Origin of the sequence: Streptomyces swartbergensis, from assembly GCF_002148965.1 — a bacterium.
Taxonomy (GTDB): Bacteria; Actinomycetota; Actinomycetes; order Streptomycetales; family Streptomycetaceae; genus Streptomyces; species Streptomyces swartbergensis.
On record NZ_NGFN01000164.1, the window covers coordinates 1 to 18,496 of the forward strand.

At 66.4% G+C, this 18,496-nt stretch carries 14 protein-coding genes and 2 pseudogenes; 7 read left to right on the forward strand and 9 right to left on the reverse strand.

Annotated elements, in window-relative coordinates; genetic code table 11:
* Nucleotides 1-392 (forward strand): annotated as a pseudogene (locus tag CA983_RS24460) (serine/threonine protein kinase); the annotation flags it as partial.
* On the opposite strand, the gene CA983_RS24465 reads toward CA983_RS24460, so the two are convergent.
* Nucleotides 307-957: a hypothetical protein gene (locus tag CA983_RS24465; protein WP_086603034.1), complete on the reverse strand. Its 651-nt coding sequence runs from the start codon at nt 955-957 to the stop codon at nt 307-309. The pseudogene CA983_RS24460 and the gene CA983_RS24465 overlap by 86 nt on opposite strands.
* A gap of 19 nt (nt 958-976) precedes the next feature.
* Complete coding sequence (locus CA983_RS24470; protein WP_086603035.1) at nt 977-5,626, reverse strand: FtsK/SpoIIIE domain-containing protein; 4,650 nt, start codon at nt 5,624-5,626, stop codon at nt 977-979.
* A 355-nt stretch (nt 5,627-5,981) separates the two neighbouring features.
* On the opposite strand from CA983_RS24470, the gene CA983_RS24475 reads away from it, so the two are divergent.
* The 5 genes from CA983_RS24475 (at nt 5,982) to CA983_RS24495 (ending at nt 9,456) form a co-directional block, all read left to right on the forward strand.
* The gene (locus CA983_RS24475) at nt 5,982-6,281 is read left to right on the forward strand and encodes a WXG100 family type VII secretion target (RefSeq protein ID WP_208637025.1); all 300 of its coding nucleotides are present in this window, start codon (nt 5,982-5,984) and stop codon (nt 6,279-6,281) included.
* A gap of 258 nt (nt 6,282-6,539) precedes the next feature.
* A complete protein-coding gene (locus CA983_RS24480; protein ID WP_020270606.1) occupies nt 6,540-6,842 on the forward strand; it encodes a hypothetical protein in 303 nt (100 codons plus the stop codon).
* Between the two features lie 75 nt (nt 6,843-6,917).
* A complete protein-coding gene (locus CA983_RS24485) occupies nt 6,918-8,207 on the forward strand; it encodes a hypothetical protein (protein WP_086603037.1) in 1,290 nt (429 codons plus the stop codon).
* Between the two features lie 9 nt (nt 8,208-8,216).
* Nucleotides 8,217-8,855: a hypothetical protein gene (locus tag CA983_RS24490; protein WP_086603038.1), complete on the forward strand. Its 639-nt coding sequence runs from the start codon at nt 8,217-8,219 to the stop codon at nt 8,853-8,855.
* A complete protein-coding gene (locus CA983_RS24495; protein WP_086603039.1) occupies nt 8,848-9,456 on the forward strand; it encodes a hypothetical protein in 609 nt (202 codons plus the stop codon). Before CA983_RS24490 ends, CA983_RS24495 begins: the two co-directional genes overlap by 8 nt.
* Nucleotides 9,457-10,450: 994 nt before the next feature.
* On the opposite strand, the gene CA983_RS24505 is transcribed toward CA983_RS24495, so the two are convergent.
* Genes CA983_RS24505 through CA983_RS24525 form a run of 6 tightly spaced genes read right to left on the reverse strand, consistent with a single transcriptional unit; the run spans nt 10,451 to nt 15,322 of the window.
* The gene (locus CA983_RS24505; RefSeq protein WP_244207087.1) at nt 10,451-11,131 is read right to left on the reverse strand and encodes a hypothetical protein; all 681 of its coding nucleotides are present in this window, start codon (nt 11,129-11,131) and stop codon (nt 10,451-10,453) included.
* 2 nt (nt 11,132-11,133) lie between these two features.
* Nucleotides 11,134-12,012 carry a hypothetical protein gene (locus CA983_RS45900; RefSeq protein WP_143645546.1) on the reverse strand — a complete coding sequence of 293 codons (879 nt, stop codon included), beginning with the start codon at nt 12,010-12,012 and terminating at the stop codon, nt 11,134-11,136.
* A gap of 16 nt (nt 12,013-12,028) precedes the next feature.
* Entirely contained in the window at nt 12,029-13,291 is a 1,263-nt protein-coding gene (locus CA983_RS24510) for a spectrin repeat-containing protein (protein ID WP_143645547.1), read from the reverse strand.
* Nucleotides 13,288-13,593, reverse strand: coding sequence for a hypothetical protein (locus CA983_RS24515; protein WP_020270600.1), 306 nt, complete (start codon nt 13,591-13,593; stop codon nt 13,288-13,290). Before CA983_RS24515 ends, CA983_RS24510 begins: the two co-directional genes overlap by 4 nt.
* A 47-nt stretch (nt 13,594-13,640) precedes the next feature.
* Entirely contained in the window at nt 13,641-14,675 is a 1,035-nt protein-coding gene (locus CA983_RS24520; RefSeq protein WP_086603042.1) for a hypothetical protein, read from the reverse strand.
* Nucleotides 14,672-15,322: a hypothetical protein gene (locus CA983_RS24525; protein ID WP_244207088.1), complete on the reverse strand. Its 651-nt coding sequence runs from the start codon at nt 15,320-15,322 to the stop codon at nt 14,672-14,674. The genes CA983_RS24520 and CA983_RS24525 overlap by 4 nt, the downstream gene beginning before the upstream one ends.
* A gap of 999 nt (nt 15,323-16,321) precedes the next feature.
* On the opposite strand from CA983_RS24525, the gene CA983_RS24530 reads away from it, so the two are divergent.
* The gene (locus tag CA983_RS24530) at nt 16,322-18,247 is read left to right on the forward strand and encodes a bifunctional polysaccharide deacetylase/glycosyltransferase family 2 protein (protein ID WP_086603044.1); all 1,926 of its coding nucleotides are present in this window, start codon (nt 16,322-16,324) and stop codon (nt 18,245-18,247) included.
* Nucleotides 18,248-18,273: 26 nt separating this feature from the next.
* Here CA983_RS24530 and CA983_RS24535 read toward each other — a convergent pair.
* A pseudogene (locus CA983_RS24535) lies at nt 18,274-18,496 on the reverse strand (bi-functional transferase/deacetylase); the annotation flags it as partial.

Sequence of the window (18,496 nt, forward strand, 5' to 3'; positions counted from 1 at the left end):
TCCCCTTCCCTTTCCGCTCCCCTTCCCTTTCCGCTTCCGGTGCAGTACCCGCCGCCTACCTCGGCACCTGGCAGGGCCAGGGCAGCGCCCTCGACGGCAGGCTGCCCCTCGGCACGTTCCGGATCACCGTCGAACGGGCCGCCGTCGGCCAGGAGTTGGGCCGCCTGCGCCAGACCGACCAGATCGGCGGCGTCTGCGTCGACGTACTGACCCTGAAGCAGGTGACGAAGAAGGAGCTCGTCGCGACGTCGGTCGGCGCGAAGACCAACCACGGCGGCTGCAACCCGGCCCCCACGACCGTGCGCCTCACGCCGGTGGGCGACGACCTCCAGTACCGGTCGGAGAGCGAGGACTCGGGTCGTCCTCAGGCTCGGATGTCGAAGGTCCGCTAGCGGAGGACCGACCGCTGTACTTGACGAGCACGGTGATCAGCAGCGCGGCCGCGGCGAGCGTGGCGACGAGACCGACGGCCCACAGCCACGGATAGTGCACATGCACCCAGCAGGGCCCGCCCTCGCGGTAGCAGTCGTAGTCCCAGTCGCGGCGCCGCTTGGGCCGTACGGTCGTGCCGATCACCCCGGCGACCACGTACCCTGCCGCCAGCCCGGGCAGCGAGGCGGCCGCCCAGGCCAGCGAACGCGGCTTGCTCTTCTTCCAGTTCATCCGGGTCAGGGGCCACACCCACACGAGGAACACCAGCGGTACCAGGGCCCCCACGGTGACTGCAAAGGCGTACGCGCCGCCGGGCCACGCGGGGGCGAAGTCGCCCCAGAGGTCGTGGCCCCAGTACATGTCGAAGAGGACCAGCGGCATCAGCAGGACGACGAAGCCGGGGAGCACCACGCAGCCCCAGGCGCAGCCCCAGTCCCGCTTCTTCGCCTCGTCGGCGTTCGGCCAGCCGGGCCGGTGCTCGTACCGCAGGGCGGCCGCCGCCGCCTTCCTCCGCTTCGGCCTCACCGACCCCCTGGACAACGCCTCACCCCGGGACGACGACGGTACGCAGCTCCCCGTCGCCGAGGTGCAGCATGCCCTTGCCGGGGGCGACCTGGCCGCCAACCATGCTGCGGGACAGGCGGACGCCGATGAGGTCGCCGCTGGAGGACTCCTGGGGGGAGAGGAGGATGCCGCGGCGGGCCTTCTTCGCGTCGACCTGCCAGCCGGAGAAGCCGCTGCACACGTCCTCCTCGTCACCGGCGATGACGAGGGCGAGGCCGCGTTCGGCGCCCCGGGAGACCAGCTTCTTCAGCTGGCTCTCGGCGTCGCAGTCCTCCAGGATCTCGCCGTCGTCGATGAGGACCGCGATCGGCTCTTCCAGGGACGCCTGGTCGACGAGCTCCTCGAACTCGTCCTCGTCGATGTCGTCGCCGGTGAAGACCTTCAGCACGCCCTCCGTACCGTCGAGTTGGCGCAGCGGCGACTGGCGCGGGGCCGCGATGACCAGGCGCGTGCCCTGGGCCAGGAAGGAGTGCGCGAAGTTCAGCAGGACCGTCGAGCGGCCCGACTTGGCCGGGCCCGCGACGACGAACGCCGGTACGCCCTGCGCCAGATCCGGTCCGAAGCCGACGATCTCGTCGCCGCCGATGCCGACCAGACCCCACAGACGCGAGCGGGAACCGTCCGGGTCGCGCAGCTCCCAGGCCTCCGGGAAGGAAATACGGCTGGGCAGGCTGTCGACGCGGAACGGGCGGCGTGAGCGCGGCACTTCGGCGTAGCGGGCGGTCGCCGCCTCGCCGATCGCCGCCAGCGCCGCGGCCTGGCCCTGACCGCTGGTGTCCTCGGCGAGCAGCGCGAACTGCGTCTCCGTACCGAACTCGTTGCGGAAGGCCCGGCCCGGCGGGATCTCCTCCGGCACCTTGCGGACCGGGATGCCGAGCGCCGAGAAGTCGCTGCGGTCGGCCAGACGCAGACCGTACTTGTCCTCGGTGAGGGTCGCGATACGGCCGACCAGCAGGGTCCGGTCGCCGGTGAGGACCAGGTGGATGCCGACGCTTGCGCCCTCGCGCATCATCGTCTGCAACTCGTCGGTGAGCGAACCGTGGTCGATCTCGCCGAGCGTGGGCACCCAGCCCTCCCAGCGGTCCAGCAGCACCACGATGTGCGGCAGCCGCTCGTCCTCGGACACCGAGGCCCGCTGCTCCCCGATGTCCGCGAAGCCCTTGTCCGACAGCAGGTCCTGGCGGCGGCCCATCTCGCCCTTGAGCCGGTTGACGAGCCGCACGACCCGCTCGGTCTGGTTACGGCCGACCACCGCGCCGCAGTGCGGCAGCCGGGTCAGCGCGTTCAGCGCGCCGTTGCCGCAGTCGATGCCGTAGAGGTGCACGTCGGCCACGGAGTGGGTGCGGGCGATGGAGCCCGCGAGGGTGCGCAGCACCTGGGAGCGGCCACTGCGCGGGGCGCCGCCGATCATCAGATGGCCGAAGGACGAGAAGTCCACGACGACCGGGCGGCGGGACTGGCTGGCCGGCAGGTCCTCGATGCCGTACGGGGCAGGCGGCAGCTTGCCGGGGCCGCCGGCGAACGCGGGCACCTCGATCTCGTCCAGCAGCAGCGTCTCGTCGAGAGCGGGCAGCCACGGGCTGTGCTGGGGCGGGATACCCAGCGAGCGGTTGGCGTCGCGGATGGTGTCCACGAGGACCTTCAGATCGGTGATCTCCTCGTCCTCACGCGCCTCGGCCTTCGGCTTGGCCAGCGCCGCCCGCCCGAGGTCCTCCCAGGTCAGCGGGCCCACCCAGGGCATGAGCACGGCGGGGTCGGCGGCACCGGGCCGCCGTCCTCCGACACGTCCGGACTGGAAGGGCACCAGGGAGGCGTGCCCGAGCCGGGCGTAGGCGCGGCCCGGGGTGTTCTTCGAGATGTGCCCGGCCTCCGGCGAGTCGATGACGTCGGTCGACTCGCCGCCGTCCGTCACGCGCAGCGCGATACGGAGGTTGGTGTTGGCGCGGATCTCGGGCGACACGACACCGCTCGGCCGCTGGGTGGCCAGCAGCAGATGGATACCGAGGGACCGCCCTCGCTGGGCGATGTTCACGAGCCCCGTCACGAAGTCGGGCAGGTCACGCACCATCGAGGCGAACTCGTCGATGACGATGAGCAGCCGGGGCACCGGCTGGTGCGACGGGTCCCGGCGCACCAGGTCCTGGTAGTCCTCGATGTCCTTGGCGTCGGCGGCGGCCAGGATGTGCTCGCGCCGGTGCAGCTCGGCACCCAGCGACTCCAGGGCCCGCTCCACCAGGTGAGCGTCGAGGTCGGTCACCATGCCGACGGTGTGCGGCAGATGCACACAGTCCTTGAAGGCCGCGCCGCCCTTGTAGTCGACCAGCACGAACGTCATGTTCTCGGGCGTGTTCGCCACGGCCAGCGCCGCCACGATGGTCTGCAGCAGCTCCGACTTACCCGAACCGGTCGTACCGGCGATGAGCCCGTGCGGGCCGTCCTTGCGGATGTCGATCCCGAACGGCCCGTCGTACGACTCACCGATGACGGCCAGCGTCGACTGCCCGCCCATCCGCCACCGCGCCACGATCGCGTCGCTCGTCGGCGGCTCCAGCTGGAGCACGTCCAGCAGCCGGCTCGAACCCGGCAGGGCCGAGTCCTCGGTCTCACCGCTGATGTCCCGCAGCGGCGACAGCGACCGGGCCAGCCGCAGACACCACGCGGGGGAGACGAAGTCGGGCCGTACGTCCTTCAGCCGCTCCGCACCGGCCTCCTCCACACGCAGCCGCAACTTCTCGACGCGGCCGCCCTGTTCGGGCTGCGCGTCGGTGGTGTGCCAGGCCTGGAAGGAAGGGAAGGCACCGGCGACCTGCTGGGACTGCTGCTGGACCTGCTGGGCCTGCTCGTACTCCTCGGCCTTCGGCTCGGCGACGACGTACGCCTGGCACTCACCGGGCAGGAACCGCTCCTCGGCGTCGAGGCAGAGGGCGAACATGGACACGGAGGGGCCCTCGCGCAGCAGCCGCACCACACCGGGGAGGGACCTCAGCCGCCGCGACCCGTCCCACACGACGACGATGTCGGGGTCGCTGAAGCTCGAACCACCCTGCGACTTGTTCTGCTCGGCGGCCTTCTTGCGCGCGTCGAGGATCTGCGTCAGCTCGCCGATGCGGGCGCCGACGGTCTCGGCGTCGGTCCCGATGAGCACGTTGACGTCCTGCCCGCCGGACGGCCGGGCGTGCGGCAGCCAGCGCACCCAGTCCCAGGACTCCTGCGCGGCGTTCTCGCTCAACACGTAGAACTGCACGTCCATCGGGCTGTGCAGCGCCGCGGCCTGCGCGACGGCCCACCGCCCCAGCGCCCGGGCGGAATCCCCGGGCCCGGCCATGCCGATGACGCCGAGCGTGCGCAGGTGCAGCGCGACCGGGGCGTCCTCGATCTTCCAGGTGACCTGGCGACGGTGATCGTCCTGCTCAGGGTCGTCGAGCACGACCTCGGAGGGCAACTGCCCCGTCCCGACGCGCAGAAGGAGATGATCGCGGTCCGTACGCCGCCGCTCCCAGAGACGGGTACGCGGCCCGGTCCCGAGGGCGAGGACGGTGGCGGGGTCGGGTATGGCATGCCGCCGGTCGTTCCGCTCGGCGATCAGCGCGTCCTGAGCGTCCTTCTCGATCCGCGCCTTCTGCTCCTCGTACTCCTGAACCTGCTTGGCGTGCGACTTACGCCCGTGCTTCTTGTCGTTGTAGTAGTTCGCGAAGAGCAGGACCGGGCTCAGCGCGGCCATGATCAGGTAGTACCAGCGCTGGAAGATCATGACCGACACGACGGCACCGACCAGCGGCGTCAGCGCCATCAGCCAGGGCAGCGGCCGGGCCTCGTACTCCCGGGGCGCCGACGGCAGCCGGAAGTTGGTCTGCCGCTCGGGCGGACGCAGCCGCGGGGGCCGGTTGTAGTCGAGCCCGATGCCGTCGTCGGACCACTTGAGGGCGGCGTTGGGGGGTGTGTAGCGGGTGAGTTCGAGGAGGGTGTTGCCGATCCCGATCTGAGCGCCGAGGGGCCAGTCGGTCGGGCCGCCCTTCTTCTCCTCCTTCTTCTTCTCCTGCCCCTTCTTCTTGCCGCTCTTCTTCTCGTTCTTCTTCTCGCCCTGGTCGTCTTTCTCGTCCTCGGCGAGGGACTTGCCGTCGAGGGTGACGAGGTCCTCGTCCATGTGGACGGCGACCTGGCAGGTGCCGTCGGTGGCGACGGAGAGGGTCAGGGCCCGGGCGTCGACCTCGGGATCGTCGACACGGACGTACGAGGCGGCCCCGCTGCCGATGTCGTAGCGCCCGACGCCGAGCCGGTGCACGAACCCGGCCGCGGGCCCGCCCACGACCCGCAGCTCGACGAGCCCGGTGGGCTCACCGGGCAGACACCCGGAAGGATCCTGGAGGCTGACGACGGCACCGTCGCGCAGGGGCGATCCCACGACGGTGGCGTTCGGATCGACGGCGTACCCGTCCACGTACACGAGGGGCGCGTTGTTGGCCGGCACCTGCCGGTGCTGTCCCAGCGGGATGATCTGCGCGCCGCTGTGCCCGACCTGCTTGGCGAGCTCCTGGGCGATGTCTCCCACGGTGGACTCAGGATCGGCATCGAGCACGACGTCGGCGGCACCACCGCCGTACGGGTCGACGACGGTCAGAGTCAGGCGCACGACTAGTCCTCCCCGTGCCACTGGGCCGGTGTGGCCGCGGTGGTTGTGTGGCGGCTGCCCCGTCCGCATCCGTCACACGGGTCACAGCCGTAAGGGACGATATCCGTTCGCTGCGGCGGCGGGGCAATGGGGAGGCGTCAGGACGTTCCCGATGGCAACGTCGTACACGACTTCATGACGGCTCGTTCACACACTGGGGTTTGGCACCACAGGCCACACCCGTAAGCTGCTGACGCAGAGCGGACGATCACACCGGTTGCCACGTGCGACCGGCAACTCGGCCGGGAGGCCGATGAGTCCGCAAACAGGGAGCCACGGGGGTTGGCCCTGCGGCGTCGTGAAAGGGAGCGGCTTCATGGCCAAGGACCTTGACATCACATATCAGGACATGCGGGAAGCTGCCAAGCATGTCGTGAAGGAGAAGGAAAAGCTCCAGGAGAGGCTCGAGGGCCTGCGCAAGTACATCAACAACCTTGTGCAGTCCGGCTACGTCACGAAGTCGTCGTCCAAGGCGTTCGACGAGAACTTCGACGAGTTCGTGCAGGGCACGAAGACCACGCTGGACGGCCTTGACGGCATGGGTGACTACCTGACGATGGCTGCGGACAAGTTCGAGCAGATCGATGAGGAGCTGGCGAAGCAGGCTCGCAAGTAAGGGGCTTCCGGCTGTCGCGAGCCGGTGCGGCGAGGTGCGGGGCACCTGGCCGCACCGGGCGGCTGATGAGGGCGCCGCCGGTACTGCCACCTGTGGCGCGAGTCGTGACTGCTTCCCCGGGCTCGGCCGTCGGTTGGCACGTAGTGCCAAGGGTTAGTAAAGTTCGGGCACTTCACATTGCTGAGCGCGGAGGGCCGCGCAATCGGGGGATCAACGTGAACATGCACGCGCTTGCGATGGTGGCTCGTGGCTGACCGTATGCGGATCGACGACCTCGAGGTCATCCGGGAGATGGGCAAGGGCCTCGGACGGATCCACAAGGCATTCGAAGGCCTGCCGGACATTGTGGAATCGTACGGAGAAGACTTCGGGCACGATGGCCTGTCCGACAAATTCGAGGACTTCGAGTCGAACTGGAACCTTAATCGGGACAAGCTTCAGGAAGAACTCAAGTTCCTGTCGGAGTATGCGCTGGCTGCGGCGAAGACCTACAGCAAACTGGATCATGAACTGGCCAAGGCGATCCGAGAGGCCCAGGACTCCGGCAAGAAGGGTAAGTGAGTCGTTGTGGGGGGACGGCCTCGTGATTGGTCGCCACTGTGTTGGTTCGACCCAATTCCGGGAGACCCGGACAGGGTGGCGAGTCTTGGGAAGAAGCTCAAGAAGACCGCTGAAGAGCTCGAGCGTCAGGTAAAGAACCTCAAAGCGATCTCCGAGATCGACTCCTGGGACAGTGACGCGGGACGGGAATTCCGTAAGAGGGCCGAGGGGTCCACGGGCAAGCTGGAAGCGGCACGGAAGCGCTACGCTACGGCAGCGGCCGCACTCGGAGACCAGGTCGTCGACGTCGGCGGAGGCTATGCCGACAAGGTCCACGCCTCGGCCAAGGACTACGCGTCAGACCTGAACCGTGCCCAGCAGATTGCCGACCAGGCTCTCAAGGAAGCCCAGTCGGCGGAAGACGACAAACGCGCTGCGGGGACGAAGCTCGCTGACGAGGAAGACGACTCGAGGAAGAAGGAACTCGAGGACAAGCAGCAGGCAGCCGATGATGTGGTCAAGGCAGCCAAGGAGAAGATCGAAGAGGCGAAGCGCATCCGCGACGCCGCGGCCAAGCGAGCGTGCGACGCGATCGACGAGGTCATCTCCGACGATGCTCTGAAGGACGGGTTCTGGGACAGCCTTCTCGACGACATCGCGAACGTCACCGGCATCATCGCCACCGTCTGCGGAGTGCTGTCCCTGATGGTCGGCTGGATCCCGGTGATCGGGCAGGCGCTGGCCGGCATCCTCGGCACCATCGCCCTGGTCATGTCGTTGGTCGGATTCATCTGTACGGCCATTCTGTACATGCGCGGAAACGCCGACCTCATGGACTTGGGCGAGGCGGCGCTGGGCTTCTTGATGATCGGGGTTGGAAAGGCGTTCTCGAAGCTCGCCGGAAAATACGCCGGGACTGTACTCAAGCGGCTCACCAGGATGAAGTCGAGCAAGACACCAGGTATGGGTAAGGCCTTCAAACGCGACCGTCAGAAATTGAACAGGCTGGGTTCGCAGGGTTTTACCAAGGCGCTCTCGATGACACCCAAGGAGCTCGGCAAGACGATGGCCAGTCCGTTCACCGAGCTGGTCACGAAGAGTGGCTGGAAGGGCTTCGCGGACAACGCCAAGACCGTGTTCAACGTGAACAGTTGGCGGGGTGCGAAGGAAGCGATCTCCGCGAACGGAGGTGTGGCGAAGTCGGTGTCCCTCGTCGACGCCGAAGTTGCCGCCAGCCTGAAGTCGATCAAGCCTATGGCTGCCAACTTCCCGGACATCCCTGGATTGAACGGCGTCAAAACCACCGTCAACGTCCTGACTGGCATCGGATATGCTGTGACCGGCGGCAATATTTACCTTGACGAGAATACTCGACCGGCACTCTAGGAGATCGACATGGCAGTTGAAATCGATGACTGGACCTGTCGGCTGGAATTTTCTGACGGTTGGGTCGATCTGACAGCCGGTACGGGACTCGATGCCGACGGCAAGGCGGCCTGGGCTCGGGGCGTCGTCCAGTCCTTCAACCCCATGGATCTCGTGGCCTCGAAGGAGTCCGTCGAAAAAGACTTGGTTCACCTCGCGCGTGCCGCCGAAAAGAACCAAGCCGTTCTCGCCGCCGCGTTCTTCGCGTTGGGCGGAGCTCACTATGCCACCTTCGACGTGCAGATCTTCGGCGAGGACGGAGCTGCCCTCTCCCTCGACGAGGTGGAACACAGGCTGCGTAGTCATAAGGAGATCGCCGGAGAGCCCCAGGTGAGCAGGGTCGACCTGCCTGCGGGGACAGCCGTACGGCTGCAGGCCATGTACCAGTCCAAGGGGTTGTTGGGCTTCGGTAAGAAGCTTACGGAGGCCGTCTCGTACGCTCTTCTGGTTCCTCAGACCTCGGACGTGCTCCTGGCGACGATGAACTGGAGCGCCATGGAACACAGCGATCAACTCACCCAAGAAGTCGATGCGTTGATGCCAACGCTGCGGTTCGTGCCACTCGACGTGGAGGGCAATCCGATCGCTGAGGGCGCCCCTGATGCCTGAGCACTGGAAGGACGAGTCCGCCACTACACCCCCGAAGGACTACAACCTGATCGTCCCTGACGGCTGGTTCAAGCTGTCGCTCGATCCGGAGGACCGCGACCGCAGCATCATCGCCCTGGCGGGCCAGCAGTTTCAGGGGATTGACAACGCTCCTCTGCTCAAGGAGCAGATGATGCGCGAGTTGCAGAAGACGGCGAAGGACGCTTACCAAGCCGGCGGTATCGAGCTGTACCTTTCGACCCTGCGGGTGGGGCCGCTACCGCTTTCTTCTTCGCTTCTGGTCAGTTTCCCCATGCCGGGAACGATGCCGGCGGCTCGAGATGTGCACACGCTGGCGGAGGTGCTCGGCCGACGTCGAGCGGAGGCGACCGTGGTCAAACTCTCCGCCGCGGGCGGAGCGGTACGAGAGTTCCGTTCAGAAGCAGCTGATCCTCAAACCCAGTTCGGCAACAAGCTCCCCACGACAACCGTCAAGTTCTACGTTCCTGTCCCGGCGACCGAAGAGTGGCTGATCCTTTCCTTCTCCACACCCCTGGACCCGTTGGCGCGTCAAATGGTGGGGCTCTTCGACGCCGTGGCGGATACGTTGCACTGGACCTGATGCCGCAGCGAAGACGTGGCACTGAAGCCGAGGAAGGGGCGACAGGTGGAGAACCGGGGTGACTCCACGTCCGTCGAGGGCCGGTTCGGGGTACGAGACGGCTTGGGTATCGGTGGGGTTATTCTCTGCCTGATCGTCGGGATGGGCGCCATCCTGTTGTTCGTGGGCCTGTGGAAACGGATCGCCCGCGAAACGGTCCCGGTACTGGTCGACTTGCCCGGTGGACCTTGGACGACCGGTGGCATCCTCGGGTCGATCACTGTGCTCGGGGCAGTTGGCGGGATGCGCTGCGCGTCCGGTATCTCCGGCGGGACCCTGCTGGTGCGAGGTATGCGAGCGGCGAGTGTGGCGGTCTGTTGCACAGCCACGTTCGGCCCGCTCTTCCTCATGCTGAGTGGACTGCCCGGGAGGAACTGCCATTCGGCTGACTGTGCCTACATCCCCGGTACCGGCAGCGCACTACTCGCCTACGTCATCAGCGTCGGCGCCGTGGGCTGGCCTCTCAGGCGTTGGAGCCGGGCGCGGGCGGAGGAACGAACGGCGCAGGAGCGGCAACGGATACGGCGCCTTCGCAAGAAAGGCAAGGGGAAGAGCCGGGCAGCTCAGGGCCGTTAGGGCGGTGGGAGACATGCGCTGGGGGCGCACTCCGCAGGTCACTACGGCTGAGGATTGAGCCAGATGCTCCGGGCGAAGTCGTCGAAAGTGGCCACGTTCGTGGTCAGCCAGTCGAGTTCCATGGAAACCGTGCGTACGGTCGCATAGACCTGGTGCTCATCGGACCACCATCCGTAGCGGAGCGAGCCTTTGACGCCCTTGTCACCGAATTAGCGAAGGCATCGCAGCCCCCGGCCTGAGCGATCGGAGCGGAACTCCGCTACATCAGGTGACCGAGCGGGGTGCTCCCCAGCGGCCTGCACCATTAGGCGCAGTTCGGTTTCCTGGTCCTTGCCCTCCGACTGTGCGGCCAAGGCGTCGGTCTCGGACTCGAAGTAGATCACGTGCGGCTCACCGGGACGGCGTCACCAGAGGGGTCCCCGAAGGACACTGTTTCCAACACTGCGGCGGTCATGTCGCAGATTTCCCCCCAGTACTCCATGGCTGCGGTGTCCACTGTGAAGATCGCAACGAAGGGCTTGGAGGGGAAGGGAATGAACACCTGGATCTGGCCGGTAAGGAGCTTCGCCTCCTCACCTGTCGCGGTGAGCTCCGCACCGACGGTGACCTCGCGGACGGTGATGTTCGATACAGCCGGCCCACAAGGCAGCGTGATGCGGCGGCTGTCATTCCCCGGGTCGCGGCGGAGGGACTGCTCGAGTGCGCCAGCAGCCTCTTCGGAGGTTGCGTACGGGGACTCGATCGCGCCCACGGTGAAGGAGAAGTGCACGACACCGCCGTTGTCGTCGCTGAACACACCCATCGCCGAATACGCCAGCCCGGCGTCCGCGAAGACTTCGGTGAGTCCGGCGTAAAAGGGCGCTGCCGAGTCCCACAGATGGGCGTCACCTTCGGGGAAGAGCTCACGGGTGAACTCGTCCGCGGCGGACAGCCGGGCACTTGGCTCAGCGTCGACAGGCAAGGCGTGGAAACCCTCTGGTGCCACGAACCAGAGGGGAGGGACGGCCGGGTCCTCGATGATGGTCGGGATGCCGGACGTTTCCATGCGGTCGGTGCTCATCTTCACGCCTTGCTCGGTTCGATGTCTCCGGGGGCTGGTGTCGCGTCCTGGCCGGCGTCATCCATCACGAGACCTCGCGACTCAGAGACGGCGCCCCGTCCGTGGCCGGGAGTTGTCGACTCGACCCGTACCAGTCCGCTTGGCAATTTCGTGATGACGGGGCGCGTGGCCCCTGCCGGCAAGGAGACTGCAAAGCTGGCGAATCGCTCACGCTGCCCGGCCGACAGTTCGGACTCGGACAGACGGCGGTGACTTCCTGTGAGTAGGCCGACCAGTTCAGTGGTGCTGTGTGAAGCATTCGTCGTCAGCCTGGCCCATGAACCATCCTGGAAGCTGATTCGGAAGTCCCTACGGCCGATGCTGAAACGCTTGACCGTAGTATCAGCGATGTTCTCCCGAGGTGTCTCCCACAAGTCCTCACCGGACCCGAGTACGAGCAGGCGCCGAGTGGTCAACACAATCTCGGTGACGTATCCGTGCGGACGTCGGGAAGGATCGAGCTGCCAAGGCAGAGTGCGTGCGATGTCACCGGCGTCGGCCCACATCACGGGGAAATCCCCCACCTCGTTTTCTCGCTCCTCCAGCTTCCCACGCCCTGGCTCTGGGTTGATCGTGCTTCCGCCCAGAAGGTCGGAGAGAATGCCCCCCGCCACGGCGAAGACTCCAGAGGCGGCAGTTCGCATTCGCACACCGATTCTGCCGGGCAGACGGCGAACAGCGAAGGAGCCCCCCTCCGGCCAGCCAGGCAGCTCGGCCTCGATGTCGTTGCGTTGGCGGTCGCGGAAAGAGCGCCGACCGTCCACGGAGGCTGCGGTTCCGGTCGCGAACGAAGCCGGAAAACGAGCCAGTGTCTCCTCACCGGACTGCGGTTGCCAGTTCACAGGGTTTCCGTCCTCGTCAGGAGGCGACCGATTCCTGGAAACGGTCGCCGGGATTGATCAGTTCGCCGATGTGCGTGGGAATCGACACCAGCTTAGGAGCGATCTTGAGACCGGAGTCGATACCACGTCCCAGGTTGCTCATGGGGTCGATGGACCAGCGGCCGCGGCTGGCCAAGCTAAGACCGCGGGTTCCGAGCCACTGGCCATTGTGGACAGTCTGCTCGGCGACCAGCGTCATCCGTCCCATGAGGCCTTCGGCCTTGATCAGACCGCCGTGCTTGAGACCCCACAAACCGATGGTCTTGCCCTTGACGGTGAAGCTCGCGGCTCCCGCGACGTTGTCACCTATGCCGACGATATTTCGTCCGATCGTCGTGACACCCCGGAATCCGCTGCCGAGATGCGTCGCCCGCGCCGCTGCGACCGCACCGTCTGCGACCTTGACTCCCTTGGCAAAGGCGGTGATGCCCGGAATGGCTCCGAGTGCCTCGAGGCCTATGCTGAACCAACTGACGTCTGCGCCACCTGCCTTCGCCAGAAGATGGCTGATCAGCGCAATACCGCTGGTTACAGCTGCGGCCGTCGCGAAGATGGCTCCCAGGGGCGGGAAGGGCATGGTGATGATGGCGAGCATGCCGAGGATGCCGCTCAGATCTCCGACCAGGTCACCGATCGTCTTGAAGAGGTCGGCGTTGTCGTGGAGCCAGCCCTTGGCGTCGTCCCAGAAGCTGTCCTCGATGGCGTCGTCGAGTTCATCGCGGATTTTGCCGGCGTAATGTGAGGCGCGCTCGTCGCGTTCGGATGTGATCCGGTTGAGCTGCAACCGGTATTCAGTGAGCGGATCGTGGTCGGTGCCGCTCGGGGAGGGACTCGGTTCGCCCGGACCCGGCTTGTTCGTCTCGGTCTTCTTCTTGTCGGCGTCGGCCTCTTCTTGCGCCCTCTTGGCGTTGGCCAGGACCTTGTCGGCCTGGATCTGGAAGCCTTCCAGCTCGCCGGCCCAGCTGGTCAGATAGCCGTGTACGTTCTCGTAGCGTTCCGCCACCTCGCGGAGCTTCTTCTCCAGGCCCTCGGATTCGTCTCGCAGGGAGGCGGCGTACTTGCCCTTCAGCTCGTCGTCGTTGCCGATGCCGCGAAGGAGACGGGCCTGCTCACGCAGAGAGCTCGCGACACCCTTCATCCGCTTGACCTCGGAGCGTATCTCTTCCGGATCTCCTGGGACGGGGTCGGACTCCGCGAGGGGATGCCAGTCGCGGGGCCGGGCTTTGGGAGCCGTTGTCACTTCTTCTTTTCCTTCTTGCGCAGTTCCTTGGCAAGCTCGGCGTCCAAGCCTGTGAACCCGTCGATGGTGGCCTTGATCAGCTTTCCCACGGTGTCGATGTGGGTGAGCAGGCTTTCGCGGTAGTCGTCCCAATTGTCCACGAATTCGTCCATGGCGCCTGTGATGTCACCGCTGCCCCAGTGCTCGCGCATGTCGTCCCGATGGTTGCCCAGGTTCTTGAACTCCTTCTTGATTTTTCGGAGCCGGGACTCCGACTCCACAAGAAGGTCGACGTTCACCTTGAGATCTGAGTCGTTCGCCATGCTTGGTTCTCCGGCCGGGCTGGTGTGGTTCTGCTGGAGCTTGACTCTCAGCGGTTGACGGCTTGGATCTCCTGGACGGTTACGTTCTGCTCGGTTCCGAAGGTCCCGTTGGGGAGGTCCCCGCCAGTGCCGCCTGTCCCGGTCCAGGACACTTCCCACGTGATGGTCGCTCGCAGTTTGAACGCGCCGTCGCCGGAAGAGCGCAGGTACCTGATTCCGCAAGGCGGGGTCTGGTCAGCTTTTCCCTTTGCGTATGGTTCACCGATCGAACCGTCGTCGTTGAAGGTGCACTCGCCCGAGGAAGGGTAGGCCTCGGCATCCGGCGTCCCCGGCTCCAGCTTGAGCGAGATGGGTTTGGCGGTGGTTGTGGCCTGGAGGTTCACACCGCCGACGTCGAGTGAGGCGGTGACTGAGACGTCCTGGAACTTGGCCCGGTCGAGCCAGGCCCAAGTGGGAAGGTTGACCTTGGTGGTGTTCGCCGGGGCGAGGGTCACCTCGGTGTCGGGTACTTTGATTCGGCTATAGGCGAGGTCGGCGAGAATCTTCGGGGTCACGGCGTTCTCCACCGTGGGAGTCTCGCCGTTCTCGACCCAGAATGTCTTCGTGTCGCAAGCAAAGGCAGCCGGGTCTCCCGATTCCTCTCGGCTCTTGTCCCGAACCGCGTCCCACCACATGCCCTTTCCCGTTTCGGACTTATTGAAGTCCTTGTACGGTTCCCCGTTGATGTAGTAGTCCTTGGACGAGGCATAGGCCTCTCCCACACCACTGGCGTGCGGGATGTCCCACTGCTTCTGGAATTCTTTGGAGAATTCGGCGGGAGTCCACTTCGGCTCGTACCAGCAGGCCGGTGGAGTCCAGGCGCCGACGGGCGTGAACTGCCCGGTTTCCTTGGCTCCAGTGCCACCGGTAGATCCACGGAAGACGATGCGCGACTCTAGAGTCTGACCACCGTCCGTCTCGTTACTCCCCGAGACGTCGAACTGAGACCCGCCGGGATCCTTGGCGAAGGCTGCACTGGGCGTCAGAAGTGTGCAGGCGATCACGAGCGTACCCACTGCCGCAGCGGAACCGACCTTGGTCACTGAACGCATCCCTTGCTCCCGCGCACGGACGTCCCGCTGGTCGTCTGCCACACACCCTGCTTGTTCTTCTCCAAGCGAGTGTTGTACAGCACGTAGGAATCGTCCGAGGCCGGGGACCTGTCGACCTTTCCTGACTTTCGGTCCTTGTTGTGCGCCTTGGTCTCATCGGCGCAGAAGGAAACTCCTGCTGACGTGTCGTTGAACAATTGGATCTTGGGGTTGTAGTACCGAGTGGTGCCCGTGTACGTCAGTCCGGCGTCCACCCACTTCTGGACCCACTTCACGGACGTCGTGAGGGCCTCGCCTTGGTAGTAGAAGGTGAGGCCGGGGGTGTCCGTCTTGCCCTTGAGGATGGCGTCGTTGATGGCGGTCTGTGCTCGCGCGGCGTCCGCCAGCACCGCGTCCTCCGTTGCGTTGCCCGTCTTCCAGCTCTCGAAGACGTCTTCCACGCCGCCGGTCAGCTTGATGTCGGGTCGCTCGGCGGAGTCCGAAGCGCTTGGGCTTGAAGTCGCCTCCTGGGATCCGGTGTCGGAGCCCGCGATCTTGTCGTTGTCCTTCGAGCCGGCGTCACTGCTGCCACACGCGGTGAGCAGTAGGGCTGTGGACGCAGCGAGCGCGACAGCAAGGGGCAATGGGCGGCGCTTCACAGTGGACTCCCCGTGGCACATGAGATCAGTCGAGTGCACTGAAGCTATCGGGGAAGTTGCTGTTTTCGCCAGAGCGAACTTCATTGAAAACCGGGTCAATTGGGGCTAATGGGTCCTGTCGGTGTGACGTTGTGTCCTTGCTCTGCTCAAACCCGCTGTTCGATCCGCCGCCCCTCAGTCGGGCGCTGCGGATGGCTGCTGCGGCGATCTTCTCTGCGGTATTGGGCGGTGAACCCCGTAGAGTTCGATAAGGGCGAGTTCTACCAGGGCGAGACGCGCAGGGGGATGGCGTGACATGCGCACCGGTACTTCACAGCCCCCGGTCTCGACGAACACCTTGGATGCCTGCCATAAGTCCTCTCCCGTGGGGAACTTGACCAGCGATCCTGTAGCAGCCGAAGTCCTTGACGGACATTTAGGGCGTAAGGCGGGTGTGCTGGAGCGGACCGTGTCCTGATCGTGCCTCACCGGCGAACACCCCGGACGCCTGATCGTGCTGTGTCTGGGGCGGGTCGGCCTTGTCGCGCGTTTTGCTATCGCGTCGCCCTGCAACCCGGGCACGCGCAGGGCGGATACGTGGACGTGTACGGGACAGGATCGGCAGGTCCGTTAACCGCAGGAAGGATGACCCTGCTCCTGAGCGCCGCCGCGTCCCTGTGAGAGTTGCTGTTATGGCCATGCAACCGGCAGCCCAAAACTACACTCGCGCCCCATGTGTACCCCCAGCCCCACCAAGTACAGCAAGTCGAGAAGAGACAGCTTCTCCCGAGGAGGCCGTGAGGAAGTGTTCGGGGGCGGTGACACACCCTGACCCCCGCCAAATCCAAGGCCCCCGCCAAATCCAAGGCCCGGGCCCGTCACAAACAGTCCCGCGACCCCCGCGCCCACTGGCTGTTACTCGCCCTCACCCTCCCCCTCGTCTTCGCCCTCCTGATCTTCGAGGGCTGGATCCAGCACGAGGTCGACGCCGCTAAGTCGCGGTCGCCCTGTGCCTCGCCCGTGCCGGACGCCGTCGCGAAGGGCGGGCCCGTGATCGGGATCAACCGGGACGGGATCCGGTCCGGTTCGATGCCCGCCCGGACCGTCGCGCTCACCTTCGACGGCGGGCCCGACCCCGTCTGGACCCCTCGGCTGCTCGAACTCCTCAAGCGGAACGGGGCTCGCGCCACCTTCTTCCTGCATGGCGCACAGGCCGCCCGGCACCCGGAACTCGTCCGTCGCATCCGTGCCGAGGGGCATGAGATCGGGTCCAACACCTACACCGGGGCCGTCCTGGGCGAGTCGTCCGCGCCCCGCTTCCGGTCCGAGCTCGAACTGACGCAGAGCGCACTGGCCGGAGCAACCGGAGTGCGTACCAATCTGCTGCGCATGCCGCGGACCACCACTGCCGACACCCTGTGCGGCCGTGAGTGGCAGGCGGCGCGGCGGGCCACCGGGTACGGGTACGTGCTCGTTGCCGCCGACAAGGGGGCGCGGAAACCGGCGCAGGGGATCGTGCGGCAGCTCAGCCAGACGGAGAGCGCGTATCTGGAGGCGCGCAGGCTGCTCAGGGACCGGAGTGTCGACCGGTTCACCACCGTGTCCCAAGGGCTCGGGCTGGTCCCGTACGCGTCCCCGTCCGTCGTCGAGAAGTGGCTGGGGGCAGGGCTGATCCAGGTCACGCGTCTCGGGCAGGCCTTCTCCACCGCCATGATCTGGGTCCTCGGTGTCGCCGGCGGGCTCGGGGTGCTGCGGCTGTTGCTGCTCGCCCTGTTCGCCCGGGCCCATGTGCGCCGGCTGGAGCGGTTCCGGACCGGGGCGCCCTGGATGCGGGAGGTGTCCGGGCCGGTGACGGTGCTCGTCCCGGCGTACAACGAGGAGGCCGGGATCGGGTCGACCCTGCGGTCGCTGCTCGACTCGACCCATCGGGAACTCCAGGTCATCGTGATCGACGACGGGTCGAGCGACCGGACCGCCGACATCGCCGAGAACATGGGTGACGCGAGGGTGGAGGTGGTCCGCCAGCCCAACTCCGGCAAGGCCGCCGCCCTCAACACCGGGCTCGCTCACGCGCGGTACGGCATCGTCGTGATGGTCGACGCCGACACCGTCTTCGAGCCCGATGCCATCGAGCGGATCATCCAGCCGCTGGCGCATCCCGCCGTGGGGGCCGTCAGCGGCAACACCAAGGTCGGCAACCGGAGCGGTCTGCTGGCCCGTTGGCAGCATCTCGAGTACGTCTTCGGGTTCAACCTCGACCGGCGGATGTTCGAGGTGCTGGAGTGCATGCCGACCGTGCCGGGTGCCATCGGGGCCTTCCGCCGGGACGCGGTGGTCGGGGTGGGCGGGGTCAGCGAGGACACTCTCGCCGAGGACACCGACCTGACGATGGCCCTGTGGCGGGCCGGCTGGCGGGTGCTGTACGAGGAGTCCGCCGTCGCCTGGACCGAAGTGCCCACCACGATCAAGCAGTTGTGGCGGCAGCGGTACCGGTGGTGTTACGGCACCCTGCAGGCGATGTGGAAGCATCGCGGGGCTCTCCTCGGCATGGGGCCCGCCGGGCGGTTCGGGCGGCGCGGGCTGACCTACCTCGCGCTCTTCCAGGTCGCCCTGCCGCTGCTCGCGCCCGTCATCGACGTCTACGCCCTGTACGGCGTGCTGTTCCGCGACCCGTGGGAGTCGGCGGCGGTGTGGTTCGCGTTCCTCGGCGTGCAGATCGTCTGCTCCGGCTACGCGCTGAGACTCGACGGCGAGCCGGTCCGGGCCCTGTGGTCGATGCCGTTCCAGATCGTCGTCTACCGGCAGTTGATGTATCTCGTCGTCATCCAGTCGCTCGTCGCGCTGCTGGTCGGCAGCCGGCTGAGGTGGCAGCGGATGAAGCGCTCCGGGACGGCCGCTGAACAGATCGGCGGGCCCGTTCCGTATAGGAGCGTGCCCATGCGTTGACCCCCACTGAACCAGCGGGAAGGGCCGATGAACGACTGGATGACGACGAGATACATCAACTGCCGGTAGACGACGATCTGGAACGGCATCGACCACAGGGCCCGGACCGGCTCGCCGTCGAGTCTCAGCGCGTAGCCGGAGCAGACGATCTGCACGCCGAGGAACGCGAACCACACCGCCGCCGACTCCCACGGGTCGCGGAACAGCACGCCGTACAGGGCGTAGACGTCGATGACGGGCGCGAGCAGC